Source organism: Methylobacterium sp. 142-1Y, assembly GCF_057747795.1.
In genome coordinates this window covers 771,285-795,386 of sequence record NZ_CM173224.1, presented here as the reverse complement: position 1 = coordinate 795,386, position 24,102 = coordinate 771,285, and the positions used below count along the sequence as shown (strand labels likewise).

Annotated in this window: 25 protein-coding genes; 15 read left to right on the top strand and 10 right to left on the bottom strand. The window is 69.3% G+C overall.

From position 1 onward, the window contains the following. Window position 1: 1 nt before the first annotated feature. Genes AC3AOF_RS03695 through AC3AOF_RS03680 form a run of 4 tightly spaced genes read left to right on the top strand, consistent with a single transcriptional unit; the run spans window position 2 to window position 2,708 of the window. A complete protein-coding gene (locus tag AC3AOF_RS03695) occupies window positions 2-1,711 on the top strand; it encodes a P-loop NTPase family protein (RefSeq protein WP_279356727.1) in 1,710 nt (569 codons plus the stop codon). Window positions 1,712-1,721: 10 nt separating this feature from the next. Next, the gene (locus AC3AOF_RS03690) at window positions 1,722-1,973 is read left to right on the top strand and encodes a hypothetical protein (protein ID WP_279356728.1); all 252 of its coding nucleotides are present in this window, start codon (window positions 1,722-1,724) and stop codon (window positions 1,971-1,973) included. Continuing rightward, window positions 1,960-2,313 (top strand): hypothetical protein, encoded by a 354-nt coding sequence (locus AC3AOF_RS03685; protein WP_279356729.1) that lies wholly within the window; start codon window positions 1,960-1,962, stop codon window positions 2,311-2,313. Before AC3AOF_RS03690 ends, AC3AOF_RS03685 begins: the two co-directional genes overlap by 14 nt. Then, window positions 2,301-2,708: a hypothetical protein gene (locus tag AC3AOF_RS03680; protein WP_279356730.1), complete on the top strand. Its 408-nt coding sequence runs from the start codon at window positions 2,301-2,303 to the stop codon at window positions 2,706-2,708. Before AC3AOF_RS03685 ends, AC3AOF_RS03680 begins: the two co-directional genes overlap by 13 nt. Window positions 2,709-2,790: 82 nt before the next feature. Here AC3AOF_RS03680 and AC3AOF_RS03675 read toward each other — a convergent pair whose 3' ends face one another. Further along, window positions 2,791-3,336, bottom strand: a complete 546-nt coding sequence (locus tag AC3AOF_RS03675; RefSeq protein WP_279356731.1) for a phage antirepressor KilAC domain-containing protein — start codon at window positions 3,334-3,336, stop codon at window positions 2,791-2,793. A 156-nt stretch (window positions 3,337-3,492) separates the two neighbouring features. After that, a complete protein-coding gene (locus tag AC3AOF_RS03670) occupies window positions 3,493-5,535 on the bottom strand; it encodes a hypothetical protein (RefSeq protein WP_279356732.1) in 2,043 nt (680 codons plus the stop codon). 368 nt (window positions 5,536-5,903) lie between these two features. Here AC3AOF_RS03670 and AC3AOF_RS03665 point away from each other — a divergent pair, with 368 nt between their 5' ends. After that, window positions 5,904-6,092 carry a hypothetical protein gene (locus AC3AOF_RS03665; RefSeq protein ID WP_279356733.1) on the top strand — a complete coding sequence of 63 codons (189 nt, stop codon included), beginning with the start codon at window positions 5,904-5,906 and terminating at the stop codon, window positions 6,090-6,092. A gap of 167 nt (window positions 6,093-6,259) precedes the next feature. Continuing rightward, on the top strand, window positions 6,260-6,847 hold the full coding sequence (locus AC3AOF_RS03660) for a hypothetical protein (protein ID WP_279356734.1): 588 nt from the start codon (window positions 6,260-6,262) through the stop codon (window positions 6,845-6,847). Between the two features lie 446 nt (window positions 6,848-7,293). Here the strand turns inward: AC3AOF_RS03660 and AC3AOF_RS03655 are convergent, their stop codons facing one another. The 4 genes from AC3AOF_RS03655 to arsH form a co-directional block, all read right to left on the bottom strand. Continuing rightward, window positions 7,294-9,087: an ABC-three component system protein gene (locus AC3AOF_RS03655; protein WP_488347717.1), complete on the bottom strand. Its 1,794-nt coding sequence runs from the start codon at window positions 9,085-9,087 to the stop codon at window positions 7,294-7,296. Beyond that, complete coding sequence (locus tag AC3AOF_RS03650) at window positions 9,069-9,323, bottom strand: ABC-three component system middle component 6 (RefSeq protein WP_279356736.1); 255 nt, start codon at window positions 9,321-9,323, stop codon at window positions 9,069-9,071. Before AC3AOF_RS03650 ends, AC3AOF_RS03655 begins: the two co-directional genes overlap by 19 nt. Beyond that, complete coding sequence (locus AC3AOF_RS03645; RefSeq protein ID WP_279356737.1) at window positions 9,320-10,264, bottom strand: ABC-three component system protein; 945 nt, start codon at window positions 10,262-10,264, stop codon at window positions 9,320-9,322. The genes AC3AOF_RS03650 and AC3AOF_RS03645 overlap by 4 nt, the downstream gene beginning before the upstream one ends. Window positions 10,265-10,572: 308 nt before the next feature. Beyond that, the gene (gene arsH, locus AC3AOF_RS03640; RefSeq protein ID WP_279356738.1) at window positions 10,573-11,319 is read right to left on the bottom strand and encodes an arsenical resistance protein ArsH; all 747 of its coding nucleotides are present in this window, start codon (window positions 11,317-11,319) and stop codon (window positions 10,573-10,575) included. Window positions 11,320-11,369: 50 nt separating this feature from the next. Here arsH and AC3AOF_RS03635 point away from each other — a divergent pair, with 50 nt between their 5' ends. The 7 genes from AC3AOF_RS03635 to AC3AOF_RS03605 all read left to right on the top strand — a co-directional run bounded on the left by AC3AOF_RS03635 (window position 11,370) and on the right by AC3AOF_RS03605 (window position 16,842). Continuing rightward, window positions 11,370-11,729, top strand: coding sequence for an ArsR/SmtB family transcription factor (locus AC3AOF_RS03635; protein WP_279356739.1), 360 nt, complete (start codon window positions 11,370-11,372; stop codon window positions 11,727-11,729). Continuing rightward, window positions 11,722-12,249 carry an arsenate reductase ArsC gene (locus AC3AOF_RS03630; protein WP_279356740.1) on the top strand — a complete coding sequence of 176 codons (528 nt, stop codon included), beginning with the start codon at window positions 11,722-11,724 and terminating at the stop codon, window positions 12,247-12,249. Before AC3AOF_RS03635 ends, AC3AOF_RS03630 begins: the two co-directional genes overlap by 8 nt. Further along, window positions 12,249-12,674, top strand: coding sequence for an arsenate reductase (glutaredoxin) (arsC, locus tag AC3AOF_RS03625; RefSeq protein WP_279356741.1), 426 nt, complete (start codon window positions 12,249-12,251; stop codon window positions 12,672-12,674). The genes AC3AOF_RS03630 and arsC overlap by 1 nt, the downstream gene beginning before the upstream one ends. Window positions 12,675-12,681: 7 nt before the next feature. Beyond that, window positions 12,682-13,746: an ACR3 family arsenite efflux transporter gene (gene arsB / locus AC3AOF_RS03620; protein ID WP_279356742.1), complete on the top strand. Its 1,065-nt coding sequence runs from the start codon at window positions 12,682-12,684 to the stop codon at window positions 13,744-13,746. A gap of 195 nt (window positions 13,747-13,941) precedes the next feature. Continuing rightward, entirely contained in the window at window positions 13,942-14,259 is a 318-nt protein-coding gene (locus AC3AOF_RS03615; protein WP_279356743.1) for an ArsR/SmtB family transcription factor, read from the top strand. A 46-nt stretch (window positions 14,260-14,305) separates the two neighbouring features. Further along, on the top strand, window positions 14,306-15,682 hold the full coding sequence (locus AC3AOF_RS03610) for an FAD-dependent oxidoreductase (RefSeq protein ID WP_279356744.1): 1,377 nt from the start codon (window positions 14,306-14,308) through the stop codon (window positions 15,680-15,682). Then, window positions 15,679-16,842: an MFS transporter gene (locus AC3AOF_RS03605; protein WP_279356745.1), complete on the top strand. Its 1,164-nt coding sequence runs from the start codon at window positions 15,679-15,681 to the stop codon at window positions 16,840-16,842. The genes AC3AOF_RS03610 and AC3AOF_RS03605 overlap by 4 nt, the downstream gene beginning before the upstream one ends. Window positions 16,843-16,957: 115 nt before the next feature. Here AC3AOF_RS03605 and AC3AOF_RS03600 read toward each other — a convergent pair whose 3' ends face one another. From AC3AOF_RS03600 to AC3AOF_RS03590, 3 genes are all read right to left on the bottom strand, one after another. Further along, on the bottom strand, window positions 16,958-20,206 hold the full coding sequence (locus AC3AOF_RS03600; protein WP_279356746.1) for an efflux RND transporter permease subunit: 3,249 nt from the start codon (window positions 20,204-20,206) through the stop codon (window positions 16,958-16,960). Between the two features lie 11 nt (window positions 20,207-20,217). After that, window positions 20,218-21,630, bottom strand: coding sequence for an efflux RND transporter periplasmic adaptor subunit (locus AC3AOF_RS03595; RefSeq protein ID WP_279356747.1), 1,413 nt, complete (start codon window positions 21,628-21,630; stop codon window positions 20,218-20,220). Window positions 21,631-21,758: 128 nt separating this feature from the next. After that, on the bottom strand, window positions 21,759-22,130 hold the full coding sequence (locus tag AC3AOF_RS03590; protein WP_279356748.1) for a hypothetical protein: 372 nt from the start codon (window positions 22,128-22,130) through the stop codon (window positions 21,759-21,761). A 303-nt stretch (window positions 22,131-22,433) separates the two neighbouring features. Between AC3AOF_RS03590 and AC3AOF_RS03585 the strand changes: the two genes are divergently transcribed. Continuing rightward, on the top strand, window positions 22,434-22,676 hold the full coding sequence (locus AC3AOF_RS03585; RefSeq protein ID WP_279356749.1) for a hypothetical protein: 243 nt from the start codon (window positions 22,434-22,436) through the stop codon (window positions 22,674-22,676). Between the two features lie 157 nt (window positions 22,677-22,833). After that, window positions 22,834-23,064, top strand: coding sequence for a hypothetical protein (locus AC3AOF_RS03580; RefSeq protein WP_279356750.1), 231 nt, complete (start codon window positions 22,834-22,836; stop codon window positions 23,062-23,064). Between the two features lie 11 nt (window positions 23,065-23,075). On the opposite strand, the gene AC3AOF_RS03575 is transcribed toward AC3AOF_RS03580, so the two are convergent. Continuing rightward, window positions 23,076-24,038, bottom strand: a complete 963-nt coding sequence (locus AC3AOF_RS03575; RefSeq protein ID WP_279356751.1) for a cation diffusion facilitator family transporter — start codon at window positions 24,036-24,038, stop codon at window positions 23,076-23,078. Window positions 24,039-24,102: the final 64 nt, after the last annotated feature.

Here is a 24,102-nt window from a genome sequence, read left to right as displayed (position 1 = left end):
AATGTCCGACGCCGCCGACAGGGCGGAGCCGTTCAGCGCGCTCGCGATGTATCGCGGCTCGCTCAAGGCACCGACCCACTCCGACGCCCACCCTTTCATCCCCTTGGTTCGCTACATCAAGCGGCGCTGGGAGAGCCCGCCGCTCAGCGACGTCCCGACGGCGGAGACGCACTGGGACGCCGAGCTCGCCCGCGACGCGGCGCAGGCCTGGGCGGTGTGCCTGTCCCTGCCGCATCTCCCGATCCCCCTCTCGCCCTCCAGGGTGGAGGCGGCTCGCGACGACGTCGAGCGCCTGGGTCGCCGCTGCGCCCAGCGTGTCGAGGAGATCGACGGTGGTCCGTTCATGATGGACCTCGACGACCACCTGGCGACAGAGAGCCAAGAGGGCGTCGTCCTCGACTACGTCCGTATCGCGCAGCTCTCGGACGCCTGTCTCGCCGAGACCGGCGACCGCGCAGCCCTGGAGCGCTCGGCGGCAGCCGCCGAGCGTTGCGCCGCGCTGCGGGCGCCGGGGTTCCTCCGGTTCTCCGTCGGCGCCCGGAGCCTGCTGGCGCACCCGGAGGGTCTCGGGACGTGGCGCCCGGGCGGACCGCCGCTTTGCGTGATCCAGCGCTCGCTGGACCTGGGTCGCGAGATCCTCGGCGAGCGTGCCGGGTCGCGCGACGCGGACGCCGACGCCCGTGACGCACAGGGCGGTGGCCCGACGGATGACGACCGCGCCGAGGTCGTCCGGCGCCCGCCGGCTAGGCCGAAGCCGTTCCCCACGACGCTGGCGCCCAAGGCCATCCTGCCTACCGAACCCGAGGTGGCGCCCGAGCCTGGCTTCTCCCTCGTCGTGTTCCCGGCGCTCACGCACCTGGCGCAGCCCAGCCTGGTCGCGCGGGACCGGGGCGACAGCCCGCGGGCGCTCTGCGAGCCCGTCGCCGAGGTTGCCCTGCCCCTGACGCCGGCGCCGGACCCGGCCGCCGTCGCGGCGACGCTGAACGCCGCGTTTCCGTGGGCGGGTGAGGTCACGGAGCAGTACGCGTCCGATCTCGTCGGCGCGCCCTTCGCGATGCTGCGCCCGCGCACGCTGGTCGGCGGCATGGGCGGGGGCAAGACGGCATATGCCCGGGCCCTGCTCAAGGCGTGCGGCCTGCCGGAGGTGCTGTACAGCGCGGCCGGCGTGATGGACGGCGGGAATTTTGCCGGCGCCTCACGGACCTGGACCACCTGGCGGCTGTCCGTGCCCGCGCAGGGTGTCCTGCGGTTCCGGCTGGCGTCCCTGGGCGTCATCGTCGACGAGGCGGAGAAGGCTGGTCCGAGCAGGCGCTGGGGTCGCCTTGACGAAACCCTGCTCCCGTTCCTGGAGCGGGGGAGCACGGCCAAGGCCGTATTTGACCCGGCGCTGGAGGTGCCGCTCGATCTGTCCGGCATCTCCTACGTCCTGACGGCGAACACGAGGGACGGCGTCTCCGGGCCCCTGCTCGACCGCGCACCCCCGGTTGAGTGGCCGATGCCGCGCCGGGAGCACATGCCCATCGCTGCGGCTGCCATCCTTGACGAGCTCCGCCGCGAACGGGGGCTCGACGAGGCCTGGTGTCCGCCCTTGGACGGCGACGAGCTCGACGCCCTGTCGGCCTGGCGCGGGGGCAGCTTGCGCCCGCTGCGGCGGATGGTCGAGGGGGTCCTCGCCGCCCGCGAGGTTTTCGCCCGCGCGATGCCCAACTGAGGGGGCCGCCATGGCTGAAAACGACAACCTGGGCGCCGTCCGGGACCGCCTCCGGCTGGCCTGGCAGCACCGCCTCGCCAGCGGCCCCGTGCTCGTCGGCGCCGCGTTGCACGTCGACGAGCTCCTCGCCCGCCGGAACGACGGCGAGGAGCCGGAAGGGCTCCTCCTCGCGGAGGCGCTCGCTGTCGAGGCGAACGCCATGAGCGCGCCTTACCGGCGGCGGCGCGGCCCGATGCAGGATCGGCGGCGTGCCTCCCTGTGAGGTCTACCGGCACACCCGGCGGCGGTGCTGGTCACTGCGGGAGGGCGGCCGCGTCGTCGCCCACGTCGAGGCCGTAGCGCTGACCGGCATCGTCCTCGTCGTGCGCCCCGGGGCACTGGCCCGCGTCAGGAACCGGCGCGTCCGCGAGGTCTGCGCCGTCGCGCGAGGGACTCCCACCGCCGCGCCCCGGCCGCCCTGGGCCCGCCGGCTCCGCTTCGACGTCTACGGCGCCGGCGTCTTCCTCGCCGACGGCCACCACATCACCGCCGCGTCCTTCGCCTGGTTCGAGGCCGACGGCACATCCTGGATTACCCTGGAGGATAGAGCATGCGTTCCTTGACCCTCGGCCTCACCCTGCTCGCCGCCGTCCCGGCCGTCGCGGCGGAGGCGGACCGCTTCCCGCAAGCCAGTGACCGGTGGCTCTACGACGTGCGCGTTCCCGACGGCCCCGGCCGGCAGCGTTATAGCCGCGTCGATGCGGTACCCGGGCCGGGGGGCGGCTGGCGCGTCACCGTCACGTGCGGTGTCGTCTCGACGCGCACGGGCCGCGAGACGACGGTGCTCGCCGCGAAGGGGGAGGCCGGCCGGGGCCGGATGGTCGCCATCGGCGGAGGATGGGACGCGCCCAAGCCGGGCGGCAGCTTCATCATCGACGAGCGGACTGACGCGAAGAAGGGGCAGTTCACTGACGCGCGCTGCGCGTCCGGACCGGGCGACCTCTCGTCCGGCGATTGACGCTGAAAGGCCCGGCTCCCGAGGGGGAACCGGGCCTCGCTGGTAGCTAAGGCGCCTTAGCTACGCATTCCCTGCATCGGGGTCAGATGTCGAGACGGCCTTGGCGTTGAGCCTGCGCGGCCTGGAGGGCGAGCACTCGGCCGGGGCCGACGTGCCAACGCTGGCGGAGCCAGAACAGGCCGGAGCGGGTCACCATGGCCTGGTTCCGGAGCTTGCCGACGGCGTCCGGCCCGGCCCGCAGCTTCATGTAGCCATCCCGGCGCATGCCGGCCGACGGCTGTAGGTCACCTTTCTCGCGGAAGACGTAGCCGCGGTCCTTGAGCCAGTCGACGAAAAGCTGGGAAGGGGCATCGTACGCCCGGGCGGCGGTGCGCAGGTTGCAGAGCCCGTCGTCCGAGAGGAAGGCGTGGAACGCGTCGACCTTCGGCTTGACCTCCTCGATGACCGCCTCGGCGAAGGAGACCCGCTTCTCGGTGACGACGAGGGCCTGGCGGGTCTCGGCGACCTCGGCCTTGGCCGCGATGAGCTGCTCCGAGTACCCGCCCGACCGGTCATGGGACATGCAGGCCGGCGGAGGTGACGGGTCGGCGGGCGGGGCGGCCGCGGGGGCGAGGGCGACGGCCGGCACGGGAACCTCCTGAGGCTCCGTGAAGCGTGCGCCGGACAGGCCGGTTCGGGCAGGCCCCCAGGACGATGTCGTGCCCCCCCGGTCCCGGTCCCAGACAGCAGAGCCCCCGCCGCGGCGGGGCCGGACGGGGGCTCACATCTGTGGTGCAGACGACCCTCAGCAGGTGCCGACAGTATAGGCGGGGGCCTGCCCGGCGACAACGCGACCGAGGGGGAAATCGGAACCCGCGCGCGCGAGGCCCGGCGCCAGTATCGGCTCGCGCAATGGCGGCGTGAAGGGCTCGTGCCCCTGCGCCTGGAGCTCGTCCGCGAGGGGCCGGAGGTAGAACGGCGACCCCTTCACGGGCCTACCGTCGACGTAGATGACGTGGGGCCCCCGAACGGGGGAGAAGGCGGAGGCGGTGCGCGTCACGGGAGGCTCCGAGGTCCAGGCAAGGTCAGGGACGGCAATTGAGGAACCGCGCGGGTCTGGGAAGGGGTACGAGGCGGGAGGCGCTGTACGGGGCTCCCTGGACGACGCCTGAAGATCAGGTGCGGAGACTATAACGCGGGGTACGGGAGCCACATCCTGCAAGGTCCAGGAGGCGTCAGGGCTGGCGTCTACGAGGGACGGTGTAGAGACACGAGGGTCGGTGGTAGAGCCCGCGTACGACCCGGCGGCCACCCCCCATGGGCCTTCTATTAAGGGCTCGGGTACGAGGACCGGAGGGGAGACCGCGAGGACCGCCGGAGGGCCTTCTACTAAGGTCGCGGGTACGAGGACCGGGGAGGAGACAGGGGGCGCGGACGGAGCTTCTCCGGCAAGGCCGGCGACCTCCACCACGGGGGCGGTCTCAGGTTCCACGGACGAGGCCCCCAGGGGCTCCGCCCCCGGGAGGCCCGACGCCGCCCCCGCACAGTGTAGGCGAGCGACGGGGTAAACCGTTGAACCCGAACCAGAAAGTCTGTCGCGGGTACGGTCGAGAACCTCATCCATCACGCCCTCGACGAACCCCTTGTGCTGGGCCGGGACGGAGAAGCTATCGTGCACCGGCAAGCACGGGACGGACGCCTTCGCGCAGGCGTCCATGACCTGCCCGGCCATTTCACAGTCGATACGCATGAGCCTCACGCCCGCATCAGACCCGAACATGTGCCTTATGCCTTCGTGCCGCTCCTCGATGCGGGCTATCACCGCCTTCGTGCCGTCCCAGGTCATGCTGAGCGGCCACTTCCTGCGGCCCTTCTTGTCGCGCTCGAACCGCTTCAGCATCAGCGACCGCGCGGTTGCCACAGGGTCTGCGGCGTTGATGTAGGTGTTCACCGCGCCCTTCAGTTGGGCCCGGCTGACGACGCCCTCGGCCCCCGGCACCTCGTAGGCGTCACCGTCGAGCCTGAGCCCGCACATGGCATAGGCGAGGTCCAGATGGAGGCAGCTCCAATCCGGCTCTTCCTCGCAGACGCGCTCCCCGTTCAGGAGGAGCTCGGACCGACGCACGCCGGGCAGGCCGGTCCAAAAGCCATACATGCGCCCATGCAGGTCGAATGAACGCCGCGCGAACATCTGAACCATGTAGGGGTGCTCCTCGCCCCTGACGCACGTCCACTCGCCCGCGTCGGTGAGCGCCCACCAGTGATGGTTCGAGAACCGCCAACGCCCCTGCGCCACGGCCTTCGGGTCGACGCTCACATGGATGCCGGCACGTTCCTCGTTGCGGCGCTCCATGGTGCGGATGATGCGCTGGACCTTCTGCGTCTTCGGCAGGGCCACCGGGTCACCGTTCTCGTCCCGGAGCAGCACGGGCACGCGCGGGCGCCGGTGCTCGACGGCCTCGCCGCTCATGGCCTGCACGAGGGACTCGGTCGCCCAGAAGGCCGACTGCAGCCGGTCGGCCTTTTCCTCGGCAAGATGGGCGCCGCGCTTGGCCCGAAAGCCGTTGAGCAAGCCCATCTTCGTCAGCGTGTCGACGGTGCCGAGCACCCTGGCCCGGCCAAATGGGGTGTCCTCGTAGCGGTCCTGCCGCCACCACTCGCCGCTGCGCGAATACGAGATGCGGCCGCCGCCGCCGTCATGCCGGACGAGAGCCTGGCCGATGATGGCGCGCTGGACGGCGCGGTCGTCGCGCGTGCGCCCGAGGGGAATGCCGAGGCGCGCGAGAGCGGCCTCCGGCACGTGATGGGCGAAGGACAAGGGCGCGTCGTCGCCCTGGGAGAAACGCATGTGCTGAGCCCGTGACCCGAACCTCGCGGATCGCCGGGGCACCACACCCGACGCGCGAACCTCAGCATGTTCCGTGCGTCGCAAGCATTTGAAAAGGCCGGCTGTTTCGGCGCTGCGGATGGGTACGGAAGGGATGCCCCGCAGAAGGCACGGAAATGGGGGCTACGCTGGATCGACGGGTCGCGTGGGCCGCCAGCCACGAAACTTTTTTTCGGGCATCAGGTGACGCTCCCTGCGCCTCGGCGCTGGCCGTTTTCGCGAAAACGGATGACTGGTGGCGGCGGAGAGGCGATCTAATCCTGCGCGCCGCCCGGTCAGGCCCCTCGTTGCCTGGAACGGGACACGCCCGGCCGGGCACCCTGCCGAGCATGAGCGCCAAGTTCCGTGTCAGCATTGCCACCGACGTCATGCCCGCCATCGAGGCATGGCGTGACTGGTTCGTCTCAAGCGTCGGCGAGGCCAAGTACCGCCGCGCCGCCGGCTGGGCGGTCGACGAGGTTGCCAAGCACGCCGTGCTCGGCATCCGGAATGAGTTCCACAAGTACCTCAAGAGCTAGCCATGCTCTCCTGTTAGAAGGCGCAAGCCGCATCACCGCGGGGTGCTGACGAGGGTGGTCGATTGCCACCCGGCTGGCTAAAATTTTAAGCTTCTAGCGCCTAGATGTTTCAACCCAACGGCTTTGGCTTAAGAAATTTGGAACTGGGATCAGGCTATTGTTGCGGCATGAATGAGCACATCAAGCCTTCGAAAATCTCGGGATCCAAGGCCCGGGGAAACATGCCAAAGCATAACCCAGATCGCCCTCCCAGTGATTTTTACCCGACGCCAGATTATGCGACCACGGCCATTCTTCAAGCAGAGCCATTCCCAGGGGTGATTTGGGAGCCCGCCTGCGGTGATGGAGCAATGGTTGAGGTAATGAAAAAATTCGGGCACGAAAGGGTTATACCAACCGAAAAGTATTTTTGGGACTACGGTGAGATGGGTGTAGACTTTTTGACTTCAAGCAGGGATTGCGACCACATAGTCACAAATCCGCCTTTTAACCTTGCTGAAGAATTTGCTCGTCATGCACTGGCAGTTGCGAGGTGGAAAGTTGCCCTTTTCCTCCCGCTTACGTTTCTAGAAGCAGAGGAACGTCGTGGGTTTTTTAAAAATTATCCACCGGCTCGCGTTCACGTGTTTTGCAAGCGCGTGACATTGTATCCCAAGAATCATTCCGACGATAGCAAAGGTAGGGGTGGAAGAGCCCATGCATGGTTCGTCTGGGATAAAACTCATATCGGCCCTTCGTGTCTTTGCTGGTTGTAATTTTTCATGTGCTATATAAAATAGCAACTTAATGTCAAATTTATTTGATAGGATATCCTACATAATTTTGTGCAATAACAAGCATGAATATAGAAGATAGAGATTTATGTAATAGCAACCCTTTAGCAGTGCTCTGTCGGACACCGCAGAACACTCGGTCGCGTGAGGCGACCGCAGCCGCCTTTTCTGATCCCGCTATAGGTTTCATACCCGTCCGCCCCGTCGAAACGGCAAACCGAGATGCAAGGGATATCCTTTTTCGTCGTATGGCATTTTACGGCCGCCGGGGGACGGCAGTGCCCAACAGCGTACCGTGGGAATGCCCGTAGAAGTGCAGATCGCCACGGTGGATGCGCGGTCAGACACCGGGCTCACGCGCCGTCACGGCCCTGCGAACGGTCGCAGGCCGAAGTCGATGAGGGTTGGGTCCGCGGCGCCGACCTAGCTCACTTGACCTCGAAGCGGATGCCGAACAGGCCTCCTCCCTCGTCGTCAGAAAGACGCGGGTCCAGAATGTCATCCGCGATCTCCCCGTCCAGTCCGAGCAACGGGAGAGTCTCGGAGTTCAACGTGACGATGTATTGCCCGCCGAGGTTGCCGATGACGGACTTGCCAAGGAGCAGGGCCGAGCGGACCTGCCGCGGATCGACGCCGTCGAAGAGGTGGCTGTCGTGGACGAGGAAGCCGGGGCCGCCGGCGAAGCGCTCCCGCGCCGCCTGGTAGAGCATCAGGTCGAAGCAGAAGATCTCCATGTGGTCGATGCCGCCACGGTTGCCGTCACCCTGGATGGTGATGCGGAACTCCGGTCCCTTGCTCGTCGCGTCGACGATCAGGTTCCCCCGGCGGTCGTCGTAGAGGCCCGAGATCGCGGCATCAATGCGCCGCATGGCGGTTCGGAGGACGCCCTCGCGCTGCCGGTGGTCGGCCTGAAGCCGCTCGTGGAGGGTCAGCCGCTCGATCTGCGCCTGGTTCTTCTTGCCCTCCAGGATCTCCGCATTGCGCAGCTTCTCCCGGAGCAGGGTCGCCTGCATCTCCAGGGTGGCGAGTTCCTCGCCCATCCTGGTGAAGTCGTCGAGCGCGCCCTTCCCAGCCAGGACCTGCATGATCTGCGATTGCCGGCCGTCGAGGGCCTCCATCTCGGCTTCTAGCGCCGCGATCCTGGCATGCGTCTCCGCGACCTGCTCGGCCAGGTGCGCCTTGCGGTTCTCGACCACCGAGAGCTGGAACGACTTGACGTCGTCGAACCGCCGCAGGACGACGCCGGGCAGCTCGACGCCCGCCGCCTTGTAGATCCGCTCCAGCACCGCGTATTCCGGCGGGCGCTCGACCTCGGAGACGCGCTGCAGGTGCTCGATGGTCTGCCGCGCCTGCACGAGTTCGTGCCCGATGGCCTTGATGCGACGGCGCGCGTCGGCGGCCTCGCGGGCGAAGGTGCGGTACTCCTCCAGCACCTCGAAGTTCGCCGTCTGCTCGCGCAGGCGGGCCATCCTGTCCTCGATCCGGTTGAGCTCCGGCCGGATCTCGGCCACGGACCCGAACATCCGGCCGAAAGCGCCCTCGCGGATGGCCTTCTTCAGCTCGCGCAGGCTCGCCTCGCGAAGCCGGAGCTCCTCGATGTCGCGCGGCACGCGCCAGTCGAGGCCGATGAGATACGAGAGGTTGATCTGCCAGTCGCTGGGCTGCTGCTTGTCGCCCTGACGCTCGGGCGACTGGAAGCCGCCAACCTTGTTGCGCCGGACGAAGTAGCTGACCATTGAGCGAAAGCTCGGGCTGAACGAAGCGCCTAGCTCGGTGCCCTTGGGATCGTGCGGGAGCCCGAACCAATGGTGGCCGAGGAGCTCGCGCCACCTCTTGACCGGCAGGTACGGCCGGTTGGCCTTCTTGTCGTGGGACAGGTCGACGCCGAGGAGGGCGGCGTCCTCCGGGTCGAGCAGGATCTGGTTCGCGTTGTCCCCCCGGCGCGAGACGGTGACCTCGTGACCGCCGAGCCGGACGGTCGCGTGGAAGGCGAAGGGCGCCAGTTCCGGCACCTGGAACAGCGTTCCCTTGCCTGCGTCCGCCCCAAGCAGGAAGTGGATGACCTCGATGGCGCTGGTCTTCCCCGCGCTGTTGCGGGTTTGCCCCTCGGTCGATTCCTCGGTCCGGTCCGCCACGAGGATGTTGAGCCCTTCGTGGAAGGTGAGCGCCTTGAAGCTCGGGAGGTCGCTGGCGATGCCAAGGATCATCGCGATCCACCGCACGGGGCGATGAGCCCTCCTTCGACGAGCTCGATGGCGGAGACCGCATTCAGGAAGCAGAGCGCCAGGACGAACCAGTCGAACGACAGGGGCGAGGCGTCCGGTCGCCGGGCGCGGGCCGCGCGGACCGCGTCCCAGACGGCGGAGACGCTGCTCGGGCCATCGAGCACGGCCAGGACGTCGGCCCCGACGCCGATCAGCGCCCGGTCGTGGCGCAGGTGCTTGGCCGGCAGGATCACGCGGCCACCTCGATGGGCGGCCGGTCCTTGAAGACCGTGCAGGCGGTGAAGAGGTAGGCCAGGAGGCTCCAGGCGGCGACGTCGCGCTCCTGGGTCGGGTTTCCGGTCCCGACGATGCCGTCGTACAGCCCGAGCATGACCTCGTTGGAGGTGAGGTCCTGAAGTTCGAGGTCCTTGTAGCGGCTGCGGAACTCGTTCGCGAGGGTGATGCCTAGGAGCGGGTTCGGGTCGTTGACGATGTGCGCCCGGACGATGTCCGCGTTCGTCTGCCCCATCGCGATCTTGCGGGCCACGGCCCCGGTGATGGCGTTGAAGCGCAGCTTGTCCCGTGGCACCGGCGCAGGCTCGTCGTCCTCCGGCAGGTCGTCTGATGTGGCCTTCACGACCGCATGCAGGACAGCCACGACCTCGGGCGGCTGGAGGTTCTCGAAATCGGCCAGCGTCGCGGCACGCCCGATGAGGCGGACGACATCCGGCTCCTCAAGCGAGAAGATCACCTTCTTGAAGCTCATCTTCCCGAAGAGGTGCAGCTGGTGCTGCGGATTTGCCAACCGCAGCTCCTCGATCTTGGCCAGGGGTTCGGCGGTGGGACCGTCCACGAAGTTATGGACCATGTGCCAGCGGGTCATCCGCGTCCAATGGCGCGCCGCCCCCCGGTAGTCGGTCTCCATCTTCTTCGTGAGGGTCTTATTGACCGCCTTGCGGTTCTCGCCGCCCTTCGCCGCCCCGTAGCACTGGAAGACCTCGGCCGTGGTGTGCAGGAACCCGTCGCACTTGCGGTCGCCTGCGCGCCCGGAGGCGGCTACGCGCTCGAACTCCTCGCCGTGACGCATCTCCATCATCGTCGCGAAGAAGTTCTCGAATTCCTCGCCGTGGGTCCGGTAGAGCTTCAGTTCGAGGGCGTCGTGCCAGTCGCCTTGCTTGTCTGCGGGGATGGGCATGTGCCGGTGCTGCTTCTGGGTGGTGAATCGGGCGAACGCACAAGAGGAAGCTTAGCAGCACTCCGAGCAACCGACACCCGGCACGGCCCTGTCGGTAACAGGCGAGTTGGCGCACGGTTCGCGGGCTCGCGCCCTGGCACCGACAGGTCGCAGGTCTGGGATCGTTGGCCCAGGACGTCACCGGCGGCCAGTCACTCCGCTTGGTGCAGAGCCTCGTACGTCCGCCGGCTACCGCCGCGATCCTACTCCTCTCGCCCGCGAGGGTCTGGCGGCACGGCTAAGCACCACGATGCCCTCACCGGCGATGCCTACCGTTTGGCGAAGCCGATATCGGCGGCGATGGCCTTCAGGCGCTCTGGTTCGCGCTCCTTGCGCTCGGAGTAGCGGTCGACGAGGTAATCGGCCCGCCCGCGGGTCAGCAGCGTGAACTTCATCAGCTCCTCGCAGACGTCCACGACCCGGTCGTAGAGCGGCCCCGGCTTCATCCGGCCGGCGTCATCGAACTCTTTGTAGGCCATCGGCACCGAGGACTGGTTCGGGATGGTGACCATCCGCATCCAGCGCCCGAGGATGCGGAGGCTGTTGACTGCGTTGAAGCTCTGCGAGCCGCCCGAGACCTGCATCACCGCGAGCGTCCGGCCCTGCGTCGGCCGTACCGACCCTTCGCTCAGCGGCAGCCAGTCGATCTGGCTCTTCATCACGCCGGTCAGGTTTCCGTGCCGCTCCGGGCTGACCCAGACCTGGCCCTCCGACCAGATCGAGAGATGGCGGAGCTCCTGCACCTTCGGGTGGTCGGCGGTTGCGTCGTCCGGCAGCGGCAGCCCGTCGGCGTGGAAGATGCGCACCTCGCCTCCCATGGCCTCCAGCAGACGCGCCGCCTCGTAGGCCAAGAAGCGGCTGAAGGACCGCTCCCGGAGCGACCCGTAGAGGACCAGGAAGCGAGGCGCATGGTCGAGCGGCGTCGGCGGCGCCATCCGCTCCTGGGTCGGCACCTGGAAATGCGCGTCGGAGAGGTTCGGCATTCCGTCTGAGAACGGCTGCTGGGGCTTGTCCAAGGCGCTTCAATCCTCTACGTCTCAACGATAGTTGATATGTAGGTCATTCGATGGACGAACGGCAAGCCCTCGCCGCCTTCGCGGCCCTCGGACAGGAGCATCGGCTCCGGGTCGTGCGCGCCCTGGTCGCGGCCGGCCCGGAGGGGCTCGCCGCCGGCGTCCTCGCCGAGACGGTGAACGTCGCCGGCAACAACCTGTCCTTCCACCTGAAGGAACTCTCGCACGCCGGGCTGATCACGTCCCGGCGCGAGGGCAAGTCGGTCATCTACAGCGCCGCCTACGCAGGGCTGTCCGACCTCGTCCAGTTCCTCATGCGCGACTGCTGCCAGGGCCACCCCGAGGTGTGCGCCCCGGCCGTCGCCGCGCTCTCCGCCTGCGACTGCACCTCCGGGGACAACCTCCATGCCTGAGCCCACCTACAACGTCCTGTTCCTCTGCACCGGCAACTCGGCCCGCTCGATCCTGGCCGAGGCCATGCTCAACAAGGACGGCGGCGGGCGCTTCCGCGCGTTCTCCGCCGGCAGCCAACCGAAGGGCGAGCCGCACCCGATGGCGCTGCAGGTCCTGCGGGAGAGCGACTACCCGACCGAGGGCCTGCGCTCAAAGTCATGGGACGAGTTCGCCGGGCCCGACGCCCCCGTCATGGATTTCGTCTTCACCGTATGCGACAACGCCGCCGGCGAGGCGTGCCCGTACTGGCCGGGCCAGCCGGTGACGGCCCACTGGGGCATCGAGGACCCCGCCGCGGCGGAGGGCTCCGAGATGGAGCGCAAGCGCGCCTTCGTCACCGCCCAGCGCTACCTCAAGAATCGGATTGCGGCCTTCGTCGCCCTGCCGCTCGGCAGCCTCGACCAGGTCGCCCTGTCGTCGAAGGTCCGCGAGATCGGCCAGATGGCAGGCGCGACCTCGGCCCGCCCGGAGGTCGCGTGATGGACGTCGTCATCTACCACAACCCCGCCTGCGGCACGTCCCGCAACACCCTGGCGATGATCCGCAACGCTGGCGTCGAGCCGCACGTGGTCGAGTACCTGAAGACGCCTCCGAGCCGGGCGCTCCTCAAGCAGATGCTCGCCCGCGCGGGCCTCTCGGTCAGGGACGCGCTGCGCGAGAAGGGCACGCCCTACGCCGAGCTCGGCCTCGGCGACCCGGCGCTGACCGACGAGCAGCTCCTCGACGCGGTCGAGGCGCACCCGGTCCTGCTGAACCGTCCGTTGGTGGTGAGCCCGAAGGGCGTGCGCCTGTGCCGGCCGTCGGAGGCGGTGCTCGACCTCCTGCCGGACCAGCAGGGGGAGTTCGTGAAGGAGGACGGCGAGCGCGTCGTCGACGAGCGCGGCCGCCGCGTCGCCACCGCTTGAGGACACCATGAGCACCTTCGAACGCTACCTGACCCTCTGGGTCGCCCTCTGCATCGTCGCCGGCATCGCGCTCGGCCACGTCATGCCGGGCTTCTTCCACGCCGTCGGCGCCGCCGAGGTCGCCAAGGTGAACCTGCCGGTCGCCGTCCTGATCTGGCTCATGGTCATCCCCATGCTGCTCAAGATCGACTTCGCCTCGCTGCGCCACGTCGGGCGGCACTGGCGTGGCATCGGCGTGACGCTGTTCATCAACTGGGCGGTGAAGCCCTTCTCGATGGCGGCGCTCGGCTGGCTGTTCATCGGCTACCTGTTCCGGCCATACCTGCCGACCGACCAAGTCGACAGCTACATCGCTGGGCTCATCATCCTGGCGGCGGCTCCCTGCACCGCCATGGTGTTCGTGTGGTCGAACCTGACGCACGGCGAGCCGCACTTCACCCTGAGCCAGGTGGCGCTCAACGACACCATCATGGTGGTGGCCTTCGCCCCCATCGTCGGCCTGCTGCTCGGGCTCTCGGCCATCACGGTACCCTGGGGCACGCTTGTGCTGTCGGTGGTGCTCTACATCGTCATCCCGGTGATCATCGCGCAGGTCGTCCGCCGGATCCTCCTCGCCTCGGGTGGGCAGGCGGCGCTGGACCGGCTCCTCGCCAGGCTCGGGCCGGCCTCGCTCGTCGCACTCCTGGCGACCCTGGTGCTGCTGTTCGGCTTCCAGGGCGAGCAGATCCTGGCGCAGCCGGCGGTGATCGGCCTGCTCGCGGTGCCCATCCTCATCCAGGTCTACCTGAACTCGGGGCTGGCCTATCTCCTGAACCGCGCCGCGGGCGAACAGCACTGCGTCGCCGGCCCCTCGGCGCTGATCGGCGCCTCGAACTTCTTCGAGCTCGCGGTGGCCGCCGCCATCAGCCTGTTCGGCTTCAACTCGGGCGCGGCGCTCGCCACAGTGGTCGGCGTCCTGATCGAGGTGCCGGTCATGCTGTCGGTGGTGTGGATCGTGAACCGGAGCCAGGGCTGGTACGAGCGCGGGGCGAACCGGCGAGCGGCCTTGAAGCCGGTTTCACGCCAGGCGTGACCACGACGGTGCGGACAGCGCCTGCCCGCACCGTCCTTCCGACTGTCAAGGCTTAGCACGGGAGCACCCGTTCAATCGCCGGCCGGCCGCCAAGTCTCGGGACCTCCCGGTCCGACTGGTGGCTGATGGAACCCTCCTTCGAACATCGTCGAATTAACGCTTGCCTCCCGCACCGGAGTGGGCAATGTTATTTCCATGAATGTCGAACAAGCCGCCAAGCAGCTCGAAGCCCTGGGCAGCCCCGCCCGGCTCCGGATCTACCGGGCGCTGGTGCGGGCTGGGCACGCCGGGCTGCCGGTGCGCCAGTTGCAGGAGCGCGTCGGCATCCCCGCCGCCTCGACGCTGTCGCACCACCTGCACCGGCTGATCCTGACCGGCCTGGTTTCGCAGGAGCGGCAGGCCACTACCCTGATCTGCCGCGCCGTCTACCCCGCCATGAACGACCTCGTCGGGTTCCTCGCGGACGAGTGCTGCGCCGACGAAACCTGCTCCGGGACGGGAGAGGCGGCCTGATGCCGTGTCCTTTATTTCGATAATTCCAGAAATTATGGAGGAGAACATGCCAGACACGAAGCTGCCGGTCGCGGTCATCGGCGCCGGCCCGGTCGGCTTGGCGGCGGCCGTCCACCTGCTCGTCCGCGGCCTGCCGGTGCGCGTCTACGAGGCGGGCCCAGAGGTCGGCTGCCACGTGCGGGCGTGGGGGCACTTGCGGCTGTTCTCGCCGTGGCGGTACGACGTCGACCCGGCGGCCCGAGCGCTCCTGGAGGCGGCGGGTTGGAACGCCCCGCCCGAGGACGGCTTCCCGACCGGCCACGAACTGGTCGACCGCTACCTGGCGCCCCTCGCGGCCACGCCCGGGCTGGCCGGCGCCGTCGAGACCGGCGCGCGGGTGACGGCGCTCGGGCGCCTCGGCATCGACAAGGTCACCAGCCGCGACCGGGCCGATGCGCCCTTCGTCCTGACGATTGTCGATGCCGGCGGGAGCACCCGCCGCGACCTGGCGCGGGCGGTCGTCGATGCGTCGGGAACCTGGGGGCAACCGAACCCGCTCGGCGCGGGCGGCCTGCCGGCGGACGGCGAGGCGGACCTTTCGGACCGGATCGCCACGGGCATCCCGGACGTGCTGGGTCGCGACCGGGCCGGGTACGCCGGCCGGACCACGCTGGTGGTCGGCGCCGGCCACTCCGCCGCCAACGTGCTCATCGACCTCGCGCACCTCGCCGACGAGGCCGAGGGGACGGCGGCCCTGTGGGCGTCCCGCGGGACCGACCTGTCGCGCGTCTACGGCGGAGGGAAGGCCGACGAGCTCGCCGGCCGCGGCGACCTCGGCGCGCGTCTACGCGGCTTGGTCGAGGGTGGCCGGGTACCCCTGGCACGGGGCTTCGCGGTCACCGCCGTGCGGACGTGCTGCGGACGCCTCATGGTCGACGGCGTCACCGCGGAGGGGCTACGCACCCTCGGCCCGGTGGACCGGATCGTCGCCGCGACCGGGCAGCGCCCCGACCTCGCCCTGACGCGGGAGCTGCGCGTCGACCTCGATCCCTGGCTGGAGAGCGTGCGCGCGCTTGGGCCGATGATCGACCCGAACGCGCATTCATGCGGCTCGGTCGAGCCGCACGGGCACCGCGAGGTGTCCCACCCCGAGCCCGGCCTCTACACCGTGGGCATCAAGTCGTACGGGCGGGCACCGACCTTCCTGATGCTGACGGGGTACGAGCAGGTCCGCTCGGTGGCCGCCGCGCTGGCGGGGGACCTCGCCGCCGCGGACGACGTGCACCTTGTCCTGCCGCAGACCGGGGTGTGCTCGACATCCCGGGGCGATGTCGACGCGGACGGATGCTGCGGCGGCCCGGTCCCGGCCGCGAAGGAAGCCTGCTGTCCGCCGGCACCGGCGCGACGCCCTGCATCGGCGTCCTGCTGCGGCGTATTGGCATGAGCGGCCGCGGCCGCCTCACCGTCATCTCGGCCCTCGGGGTGGTGGAGATCCTCGCCTGGGGGTCGTCCTTCTACCTGCCGGCGGTTCTCGCCGGCCCCATCGCCGCCGACACGGGCTGGCCGCTGGCCTGGGTGGTCGGGGGTCTGTCCATCGGGCTCCTGGTGGCGGCCATCGCATCGCCGCGGGTCGGAATCGCCATCCATCGGCACGGAGGTCGTCCGGTCCTTGCGACCGCCGCCCTGCTGCTCGCGAGCGGCCACGTCGTGCTCGGCCTAGCGCCGAACCTTGCGGTGTTCCTTACCGGATGGCTTCTCCTCGGCCTCGGCATGGGCTGCGGCCTGTACGACCCTGCCTTCGCCACCCTCGGCCGGCTCTACGGCGCCGAGGCACGCCCGGCCATCACGACGCTGACCTTGTGGGGTGGGTTCGCCAGCACCGTCTGCTGGCCGCTCTCCGCCTTCCTCGTCGAGCAGGTCGGCTGGCGGGGTGCGTGCCTCGCCTACGCCAGCCTGCACCTCCTCGTCACGCTTCCCCTGGTGCTCGGCCTTATCCCGAGGGCGTCCGCTTTGCCGACCGGCCCGGACGCAGGACACCGCGACGAGGCGCCGCTCACCTCACGAGAACGGCGCGGCTTCCTCCTGATGGCGGGCGTCCTGGTCCTGGGGGGCACCGTGATGGCGCTGGTCTCGGTCCACCTGATCGCGCTGCTCCAGGCGCGCGGCGTGGCGCTCGCCGCGGCCGTGTCCTACGGCGCCCTGATCGGGCCGGCCCAGGTCGGGGCCCGCATCATCGAGATGGCCAACAAGGGACGGCACCACCCGCTCTGGACGCTGACGGTCGCGATGGTCCTCGTGGCGCTCGGGCTCGCCATCCTCGCCACGGGCATCCCGGCGGTCGCCGTCGCCCTGGTCCTCTACGGGGCCGGCAACGGGATCTACTCGATTGCGAGAGGTACGGTGCCGCTAGCCATCTTCGGCGTGGAGCGCTACCCGGTCTTGGTGGGTCGCCTCGCCCGGCCGGGCCTGATCGCACAGGCGCTCGCCCCCTCGCTCGGGGCGGTGGCGCTGACCTACGGCGGCGCGGACGCGACCTACGGCCTACTGCTGGCGCTCGCGCTGGCTAACGTCGGGCTGGCCGTAGCCCTATGGGGCGCACGGTAGGCGAATCCCGACGTCCGACCTCGTCGGTCCGTCGTGGGCGGGCGGCCGTGGAAGTAGACCGGCAGAGTGACAGCAAGAGGGTGGCCTGCCACGGGGCGGGGAGCGCTGGCGTTGGTCACTCGGCCGCTTGCCTCAAGTGCCGTGCTTCCTCGGCGGCCTTCCGTGCGGGCGTTCCGACGTCCTTGCCGCCGAAGCGCGCATAGAGAGCCGGTAGCACCACAAGCGTCAGGAGGGTCGCGCTGATCAGGCCGCCGATGACCACGGTCGCGAGCGGCCGCTGGATCTCGGCACCTGTCTCCGTCGCGAGCGCCATCGGCACGAAGCCGAGCGAGGCCACCAACGCCGTCATGGCCACCGGCCGCAGCCGGGTCATCGCCCCCTCCAGGATGGCATCGCGCCGGGACCGCCCCTCGGCGATGAGCTGCTTGATGAAGGTCAGCATCACGAGGCCGTTGAGCACCGCCACGCCCGAGAGGGCGATGAACCCGACTGCGGCCGGCACCGAGACCGGCATCCCCCGGAGCCACAGGGCTGCGATGCCGCCTGTGAGAGCCAGGGGCACGGCACTGAACACCAGCAGCGCGTCGCGGGGCGAGCCCAGGGCCGAGTAGAGCAGCAGGAAGATCATGAAGAAGCAGACCGGCACCACGACCATGAGCCGCTGCTTGGCCGAGGCGAGGTTCTCGAACTGTCCGCCCCAGGTCACGTAGTAGCCGGGGGGGAGCTGGACCTGGGACCCGACCCTGGCCTGCGCCTCGGCCACCAGCGAGCCGATGTCGCGCCCGCGCACGTTGGCCGTGACGACGACCCGCCGCTTGCCGTTCTCGCGGCTGATCTGGTTCGGGCCCTCGGTCACCGAGAAGCTGGCCACCTGCTTCAGGAGCACGGAAGCGGCACGCCCGTTCGGCCCGGGCGGCAGCGGCACGGGGATGTTTTCCAGGGCCTCGCGGTCCTCGCGCACCTTGTCGGTGAGGCGCACCACGATGGGGAATCGGCGGTCGCCCTCAAAGACGACGCCGGCGTCCTTGCCGCCGATGGCCGCGCCTATGACCTCCTGGATGGCCCCGGTGCTCAAGCCCAGGCGCGCGGCCTCGGCCTTGTTGATCTTGATGTCGAGGAACGGCAGGCCCGCCGTCTGCTCGACCTTCACGTCCTCGGCGCCGTCGATGCCCTTCAGCGCTGCCGCGACCTGGTTGGCGGCCTTCAGCATCGGCTCGAACTCCTCGCCGAACACCTTCACGGCCAGGTCGCCGCGGGTGCCGGCCAGGAGCTCGTTGAAGCGCAACTGGATCGGCTGGGAGAACTCGTACACGTTGCCGGCGAGTTCGCCGACCGCCTTCTCGATCCGCTCTTGGAGCTCGGCCTTCGACTGGTCCGGGTCCGGCCATTCCTCCTGCGGCTTGAGGATGACGAAGGTGTCCGACGAGTTCGGCGGCATCGGGTCGGTGGCGACCTCCGCCGTCCCCGTCTTCGAGAAGACGTAGGCCACCTCCGGAAACTTCGAGACCACCTGCTCGACCTTGAGCTGCATCGCCTGCGACTGGGTCAGCGAGGTCGAGGGGATGCGGGTGGCATTCAGCGCGATGCTCTTCTCGTCGAGCTGCGGGATGAACTCGGTGCCAAGCCGCGTGAACAGGATGCCCGCCCCGACGAGCAGCAGTAGGGCCGCGCCGACGAAGGCGAACGGCGCCCGGACCGCGGCGCCGAGCACCGGCCGGTAGGCCCCCTTGAGCGCCCGGATGATGAGGTTGTCCTTCTCGGTGACCTTGCCGGTGATGACGATGGCGATCAGCGCCGGAACGAAGGTCAGCGAAAGGACGAAGGCCGAGACGAGGGCGATGATGACGGTCAGCGCCATCGGCTCGAACATCTTGCCCTCGACGCCGGTGAAGGTGAGGAGCGGCACGTAGACCAGGATGATGATGGCCTGCCCGTAGAGCGAGGGCTTGATCATCTCCTCGGCCGAGGCCCGCACCGTCTGCAGGCGCTCCTCAAGGTCGAGCGTGCGTCCGAGCGCGTGCTGCCTCTCGGCAAGGTGGCGCAGGGCGTTCTCGGTGATGATGACGGCCCCGTCGACGATGAGGCCGAAGTCGAGCGCGCCCAGGCTCATCAGGTTGGCCGAGATCTGCGCCTCGACCATGCCGGTCATGGTCATCAGCATGGCCACCGGGATGACCAGCGCGGTGATCACCGCGGCCCGGATGTTCCCCAGCAGCAGGAACAGGATGACGATGACGAGGGCCGCGCCCTCGGACAGGTTCTTGGCGACCGTGCGCACCGTCGCTTCGACCAACAGCGTCCGGTTGAGGACCGTCTGGACCTCGACGCCAGGGGGGAGCGAACGCCGGATCTGGTCCATCTTTGCGTCTACCGCGGCCGAGACGGTGCGGCTGTTCTCGCCGATAAGCATCAGCGCGGTGCCGATGACCACCTCCTGCCCGTCCTCGCTGCCGGAGCCGGTGCGCAGGTCGCGCCCGATGCGGACCTCGGCGATGTCCTTGACCCGCACCGGGACGCCGCCGCGCGCGGTGACGAGGACGTTCTCGATCTCCTCCATGCCCTCCAGACGGCCGGCGGCGCGCACGACATAGCCCTCGCCGTTGTCCTCCAAATAGCGTGCGCCCTGGTTGGCGTTGTTGGCTTCGAGCGCCCGGGCGACATCGGAGAAGGACAGGTCGAGCGAGGCGAGCTTCGTGGGGTCGGGCTGGACGTGGTACTGCTTCTCGAAGCCGCCAACGACGTCGACGCCGGCCACGCCCGGCACCGTCTTGACCTGCGGCCGGATGATCCAGTCCTGGACCGTGCGCAGGTACGCGGTCTGCTCCAGCTCGGTCCGCAGCCGCTGGCCCTCGGGCGTGAGATAGCTGCCGTCCGGCTGCCAGCCGGGCTTGCCCGGCGCCGAGACCTTCCGCTCGGCCGGCTTCGCGTAGTGCACCGACCACATGTAGATCTCGCCGAGGCCGGTCGAGATCGGGCCCATGTGCGGCTCGGCCCCGGGGGGCAGGTCCTCCTTCACCTGGGACAGGCGCTCGGCGACCTGCTGGCGGGCGAAGTAGATGTCGAGTTTCTCCGCGAAGACCGCGGTGACCTGGGAGAAGCCGTTGCGCGAGAGCGAGCGGGTGTATTCCAGCCCCTTGATCCCGGCGAGCGCCGTCTCGACCGGGTAGGTCACCTGCTTCTCGATGTCGACGGGCGAGAGGGAGGGCGCGACGGTGTTAATCTGCACCTGGTTGTTGGTGATGTCCGGGACCGCGTCGATGGGCAGCTTCGTCAGGGCGTAGCCGCCGAAGCCCGCCGCCAGGAGCGACAGGAGCAGCACCAGCCAGCGCTGGTGCACGGAAAAGTCGAGGATGCGGGAGATCATGGCCTGTCCCCTCAGTGGTCGTGGTCGGCTTCGGCCTTGCCGAGCTCAGCCTTGAGGAGGAAGGAATTGGCGACCGCGATCTCCTCGCCGGCCTTCAAGCCGGCGGTGACCTCGTGGGAGTCGTCGTCCGAGCGCCCCAGCTCGACCTCGCGCTTCTCGAAGCCGTCCTCGGTGCGCACGAAGACCACGCGCTTGCCCTCGACGGTTTGCAGCGCCGGCTTGGGGATGCGCACCGGCACCTCGTCCCGCGCGGTCTCGACCTCGGCGGTGACGAACGTGCCGGGCCGCCAAGCCATGTCCTTGTTCGGCAGGGCGACGATGACCCGGGCCGAGCGGGTCTCCTGGTTCAGGAACGGGCTGACGAAGATGACCTTGCCCTCGTCGCGCCGGCTGCCGCCCTCCTGGCTCGGGGTGACGACGACGCGGGCGCCCTCCTTCACCTGGCCGAGTTCGACCGTGGGGACGGAGAGCTCGATCCAGACCGTGGAGAGGTCGGCGACGGTGTAGACGTCGGACGGGTCGCCCTCCTTGCCCACCGCGGTGCCGACGTCGACCTTGCGCTCGACGACCCGGCCCGAGAGGGGCGAGCGCAGCTCGTACTGGCGCAGGGTGGAGGCGTTGGGCGTGGCCTCGTCCTGCTTGGCGAGCCTGGCGACCTCGGCCGCGTTCAGGCCGAGCGCGGAGAGCTTCTGGCGGGCGAGGTCCTGCCGCAGGGTGGCCTCGGTGTAGACGGCCTTGGCGTTCAGGTAGGCGGACTCGGCCGAGACGCGCTTGTCCCAGAGGGCCTGCTGCCGGTCGAAGTTGGTCTTCTCCAGGTCGGCGCGGACGACGGCGGTGAGGTACTCGCTCTTGGCGTCGGCGACCTCGCGGCTGTCGAGGACGGCGACGACCTCGCCCTTCCGCACGGCGTCGCCGAGGCGCTTGCGCATCTCCGCCACGGTGCCGACGACCTTGGCCGGAACTCGGGCGATCCGGTCCGTGTCCGGGGTGATGGTGCCGGGAACCAGCAGGTGCCGGGCGAGCGTCCCGCCCTCGACGGACGCGACCTTGATGTCCTGACCGGCGACCTGCTCGGGCCGCATCTTGATCACGCCCTCGTCGGCTTGTCCCTCGCCCTCCTCGTGCCCGTGGCCGCCATGGGCATGACCCTGCGCGGGAGCCGCCGTGGCTTTCCCGGGCTCCGCGGCGGGGTCGCGGCTCGCATGGTCGTGCCCGGCCTTACCCGACCCCTCGTCGTGATCGTGGCCGTCGCCATCCGCGTGCCTGGCCTCGGGAGCCTTGGCGGGAAGGCCGGTGAACGCGAGCAGGGTCGGCGGCACGCCCGCGGTGACGAGGGTGCCACGGACGAAGTCGGAGACGGCGGGCACGGCGGCACCGATGGCGATGCCGGCGGCCAGGATGACCGCGGAGAGGAGGATGCGCATGGGACATGCTCGGACGGGCTTCCGGTCGGCGCCGAGGGACGCTTGCGGTCGGACCTGAGTTTCACGTGAGGGAGCCGGCGCCGCGTATGGCGCAGGGCCGGGACATGCGCCGCGAGGGCGCCGTCACCTCACGTCCTGGGAGGTTCGGGCAGGCGGTCGGGGGCGATGGAGGAGACCGTCTCGCTGACCCGGGCGTAGAGCGGCGACGCGGCTTCGGGGCAGGGCACGACCAGCCCGCCCGCCACCGTCGGGGCGACCTGGTGGCAGCCGCAATGAAGGTGGCAAGCCAGCCCCGGATCGGTCGCGTCCGCGCCCGGCGCGGCGTCCGCCATCGAGACCTCGGCCGCAGTGCGATGGCCTTGGTGGAACGCGAGATCGTCCGCGTAGCCGGTGACGGGCGCGACCAGGGACAGGGCGAGGACGAGCGCGAGCAGGCGGGCGACGACCGCCCACCATGCGCGTGCCGCCCGTCGGCGGCTATGCCCGTGTCCTGAACCCATCTCCGGCCTTATGTGCGATTCCCTCCCGATAACACAAGCCATCGCCGTGGCCCGTTGAACACGGCCTGAACGAGAGCTTCCCAGGTCCGGAAAGGTCATCCGCCGGAAAGACCGGGACATCGCGATGCGCCCTGAGTAAATCTCATGACGCAAGGGTATTCGTGGCTCGTCGCGCAGTCGGCAGGCAGGCTAGGCCGCGAGTGGTTGCTGGCCGGACCAGCACGGATACCGAGCCGAAAAAATCCCGGAGCGGTTTTTTCGGCTCGCGCATTCTCTGCCCAACCTCGAAACCAGGAGACTTCGATGAAGATCACGATTGCCGCCCTGGCCGCCTCCGCCGCCCTGGCCCTCGCGCCGGTCGGGGCGTTCGCCCAGCACGTGGACGTCGGTCCCGGCGGCGTGTCGGTCCACGGCGACCACCATCATCACGACGTCGAGCACACCCACGGCACCGTCGTGCGGGAGCACCACGAACGCCCGGTCGTGCACGAGCACCATCACGACGACGTCCACGAGCACACGGTCGTCGAAGAGCATCGCCACTAAGGCCGCCGACAGGGCCGCGCACCAGGGAAGTCCGGTTCGCGGCCCCTTCGGTTTCCCGGACCCTCGAAGGTTACCGCTCCCTGAACGGCTATCTCAGGGTGCGTTCAATCGGGGCGTCGCAAGGTGACCGTGACCTGAGACACCTTCGGAGCGACACATGAGGACGATCCTCGCCGGCCTCGCGGCGGCCCTGATCCTCGCGCCGGCCGCGGCCTCCGCCCAATACTACGAGGGCGGCTACGGGTATCGGCGCCCCCACGACCACGTCGACGTCTACCGCCACGGCGACCATGACGACGTCGTCGTCCGGCACCACCACCAGCGCCGCTACGATGAACGCCGGCCCTACTGGGACAGGCCCCACCACCATCACCACGACGACGACTGAGCCGACCGGCCTCAGACCACGTGGTCGGGCGCGAGCGCGCAGGGAGACGCCGCGTCGGTTTCTACCTGCAGGGTGGCGTGCCCGATCCCGAACCGCTCCTTCAGCTCCGCGGCCATCCGGAGCAGGAACGCGTCGCCCGGGTGTCCGCCCGGCATCAGGACGTGGGCGGTCATCGCGACGTCGGTCGTGCTGACCGACCAGACATGGATGTCGTGCAGGCCGGCGACGCCGGGCTGCCCCTCCAGGAACGACCGGACCCGCGCCAGCTCGATCCCCGGCGGCACCGCGTCGAGCGACATGCTCAGCGAGCCCGTGAGCAGCCCCCAGGTCCCCCAGACGATCACCGCGTTGATGGCCAGGGTCACGGCGGGGTCGAGCCAGGTCCAGCCGGTCAGCAGGATGACGAGGCCGGCCACCACCACGCCGGCGGAAACCAGCGCATCGGCCGCCATGTGCAGGAACGCGCCGCGCACGTTCAGGTCGCCCTTGCGGCCGGACGCGAACAGCCAGGCGCAGACACCGTTGAGCACGATGCCGATGGCGGCGACGGCCATGACCGTCTTCCCGGCGACCGGTTCCGGCTCGACCAGGCGCTGGATGGCCTCCCAGGACAGGCCGCCGACGACCACCAGCAGGAACACCGCGTTGAAGAGGGCCGCCAATATGGAGGAGCCCCCGAGCCCGTATGTGAACCGCGCGGTCGGCGCGCGCTTCGCGAGCACGGTGGCCGCCCAGGCCACGCCGAGGCCGAGCACGTCGGACATGTTGTGCCCCGCGTCGGCGAGCAGGGCGACTGAGTGGCCCAGCAACCCGAAGACTACCTCGGCGACCACGAACGCGAGGTTCAGGCCGATGCCGATAGCGAACGCCTTCCCGAAGTTCGCGGGCGCGTGGACGTGCCCGAGGCCGCCGTGACCGTGCCCGTGCTCGCCATGCTCATGATCGTGACCATGGTGGTCGTGGTTTCCCGTCATCGCCGACCCTCTTGCCCCGGGCCCCATCCGGCCCGATGCATCCGGGGCGCCTAACTCCTCTAGC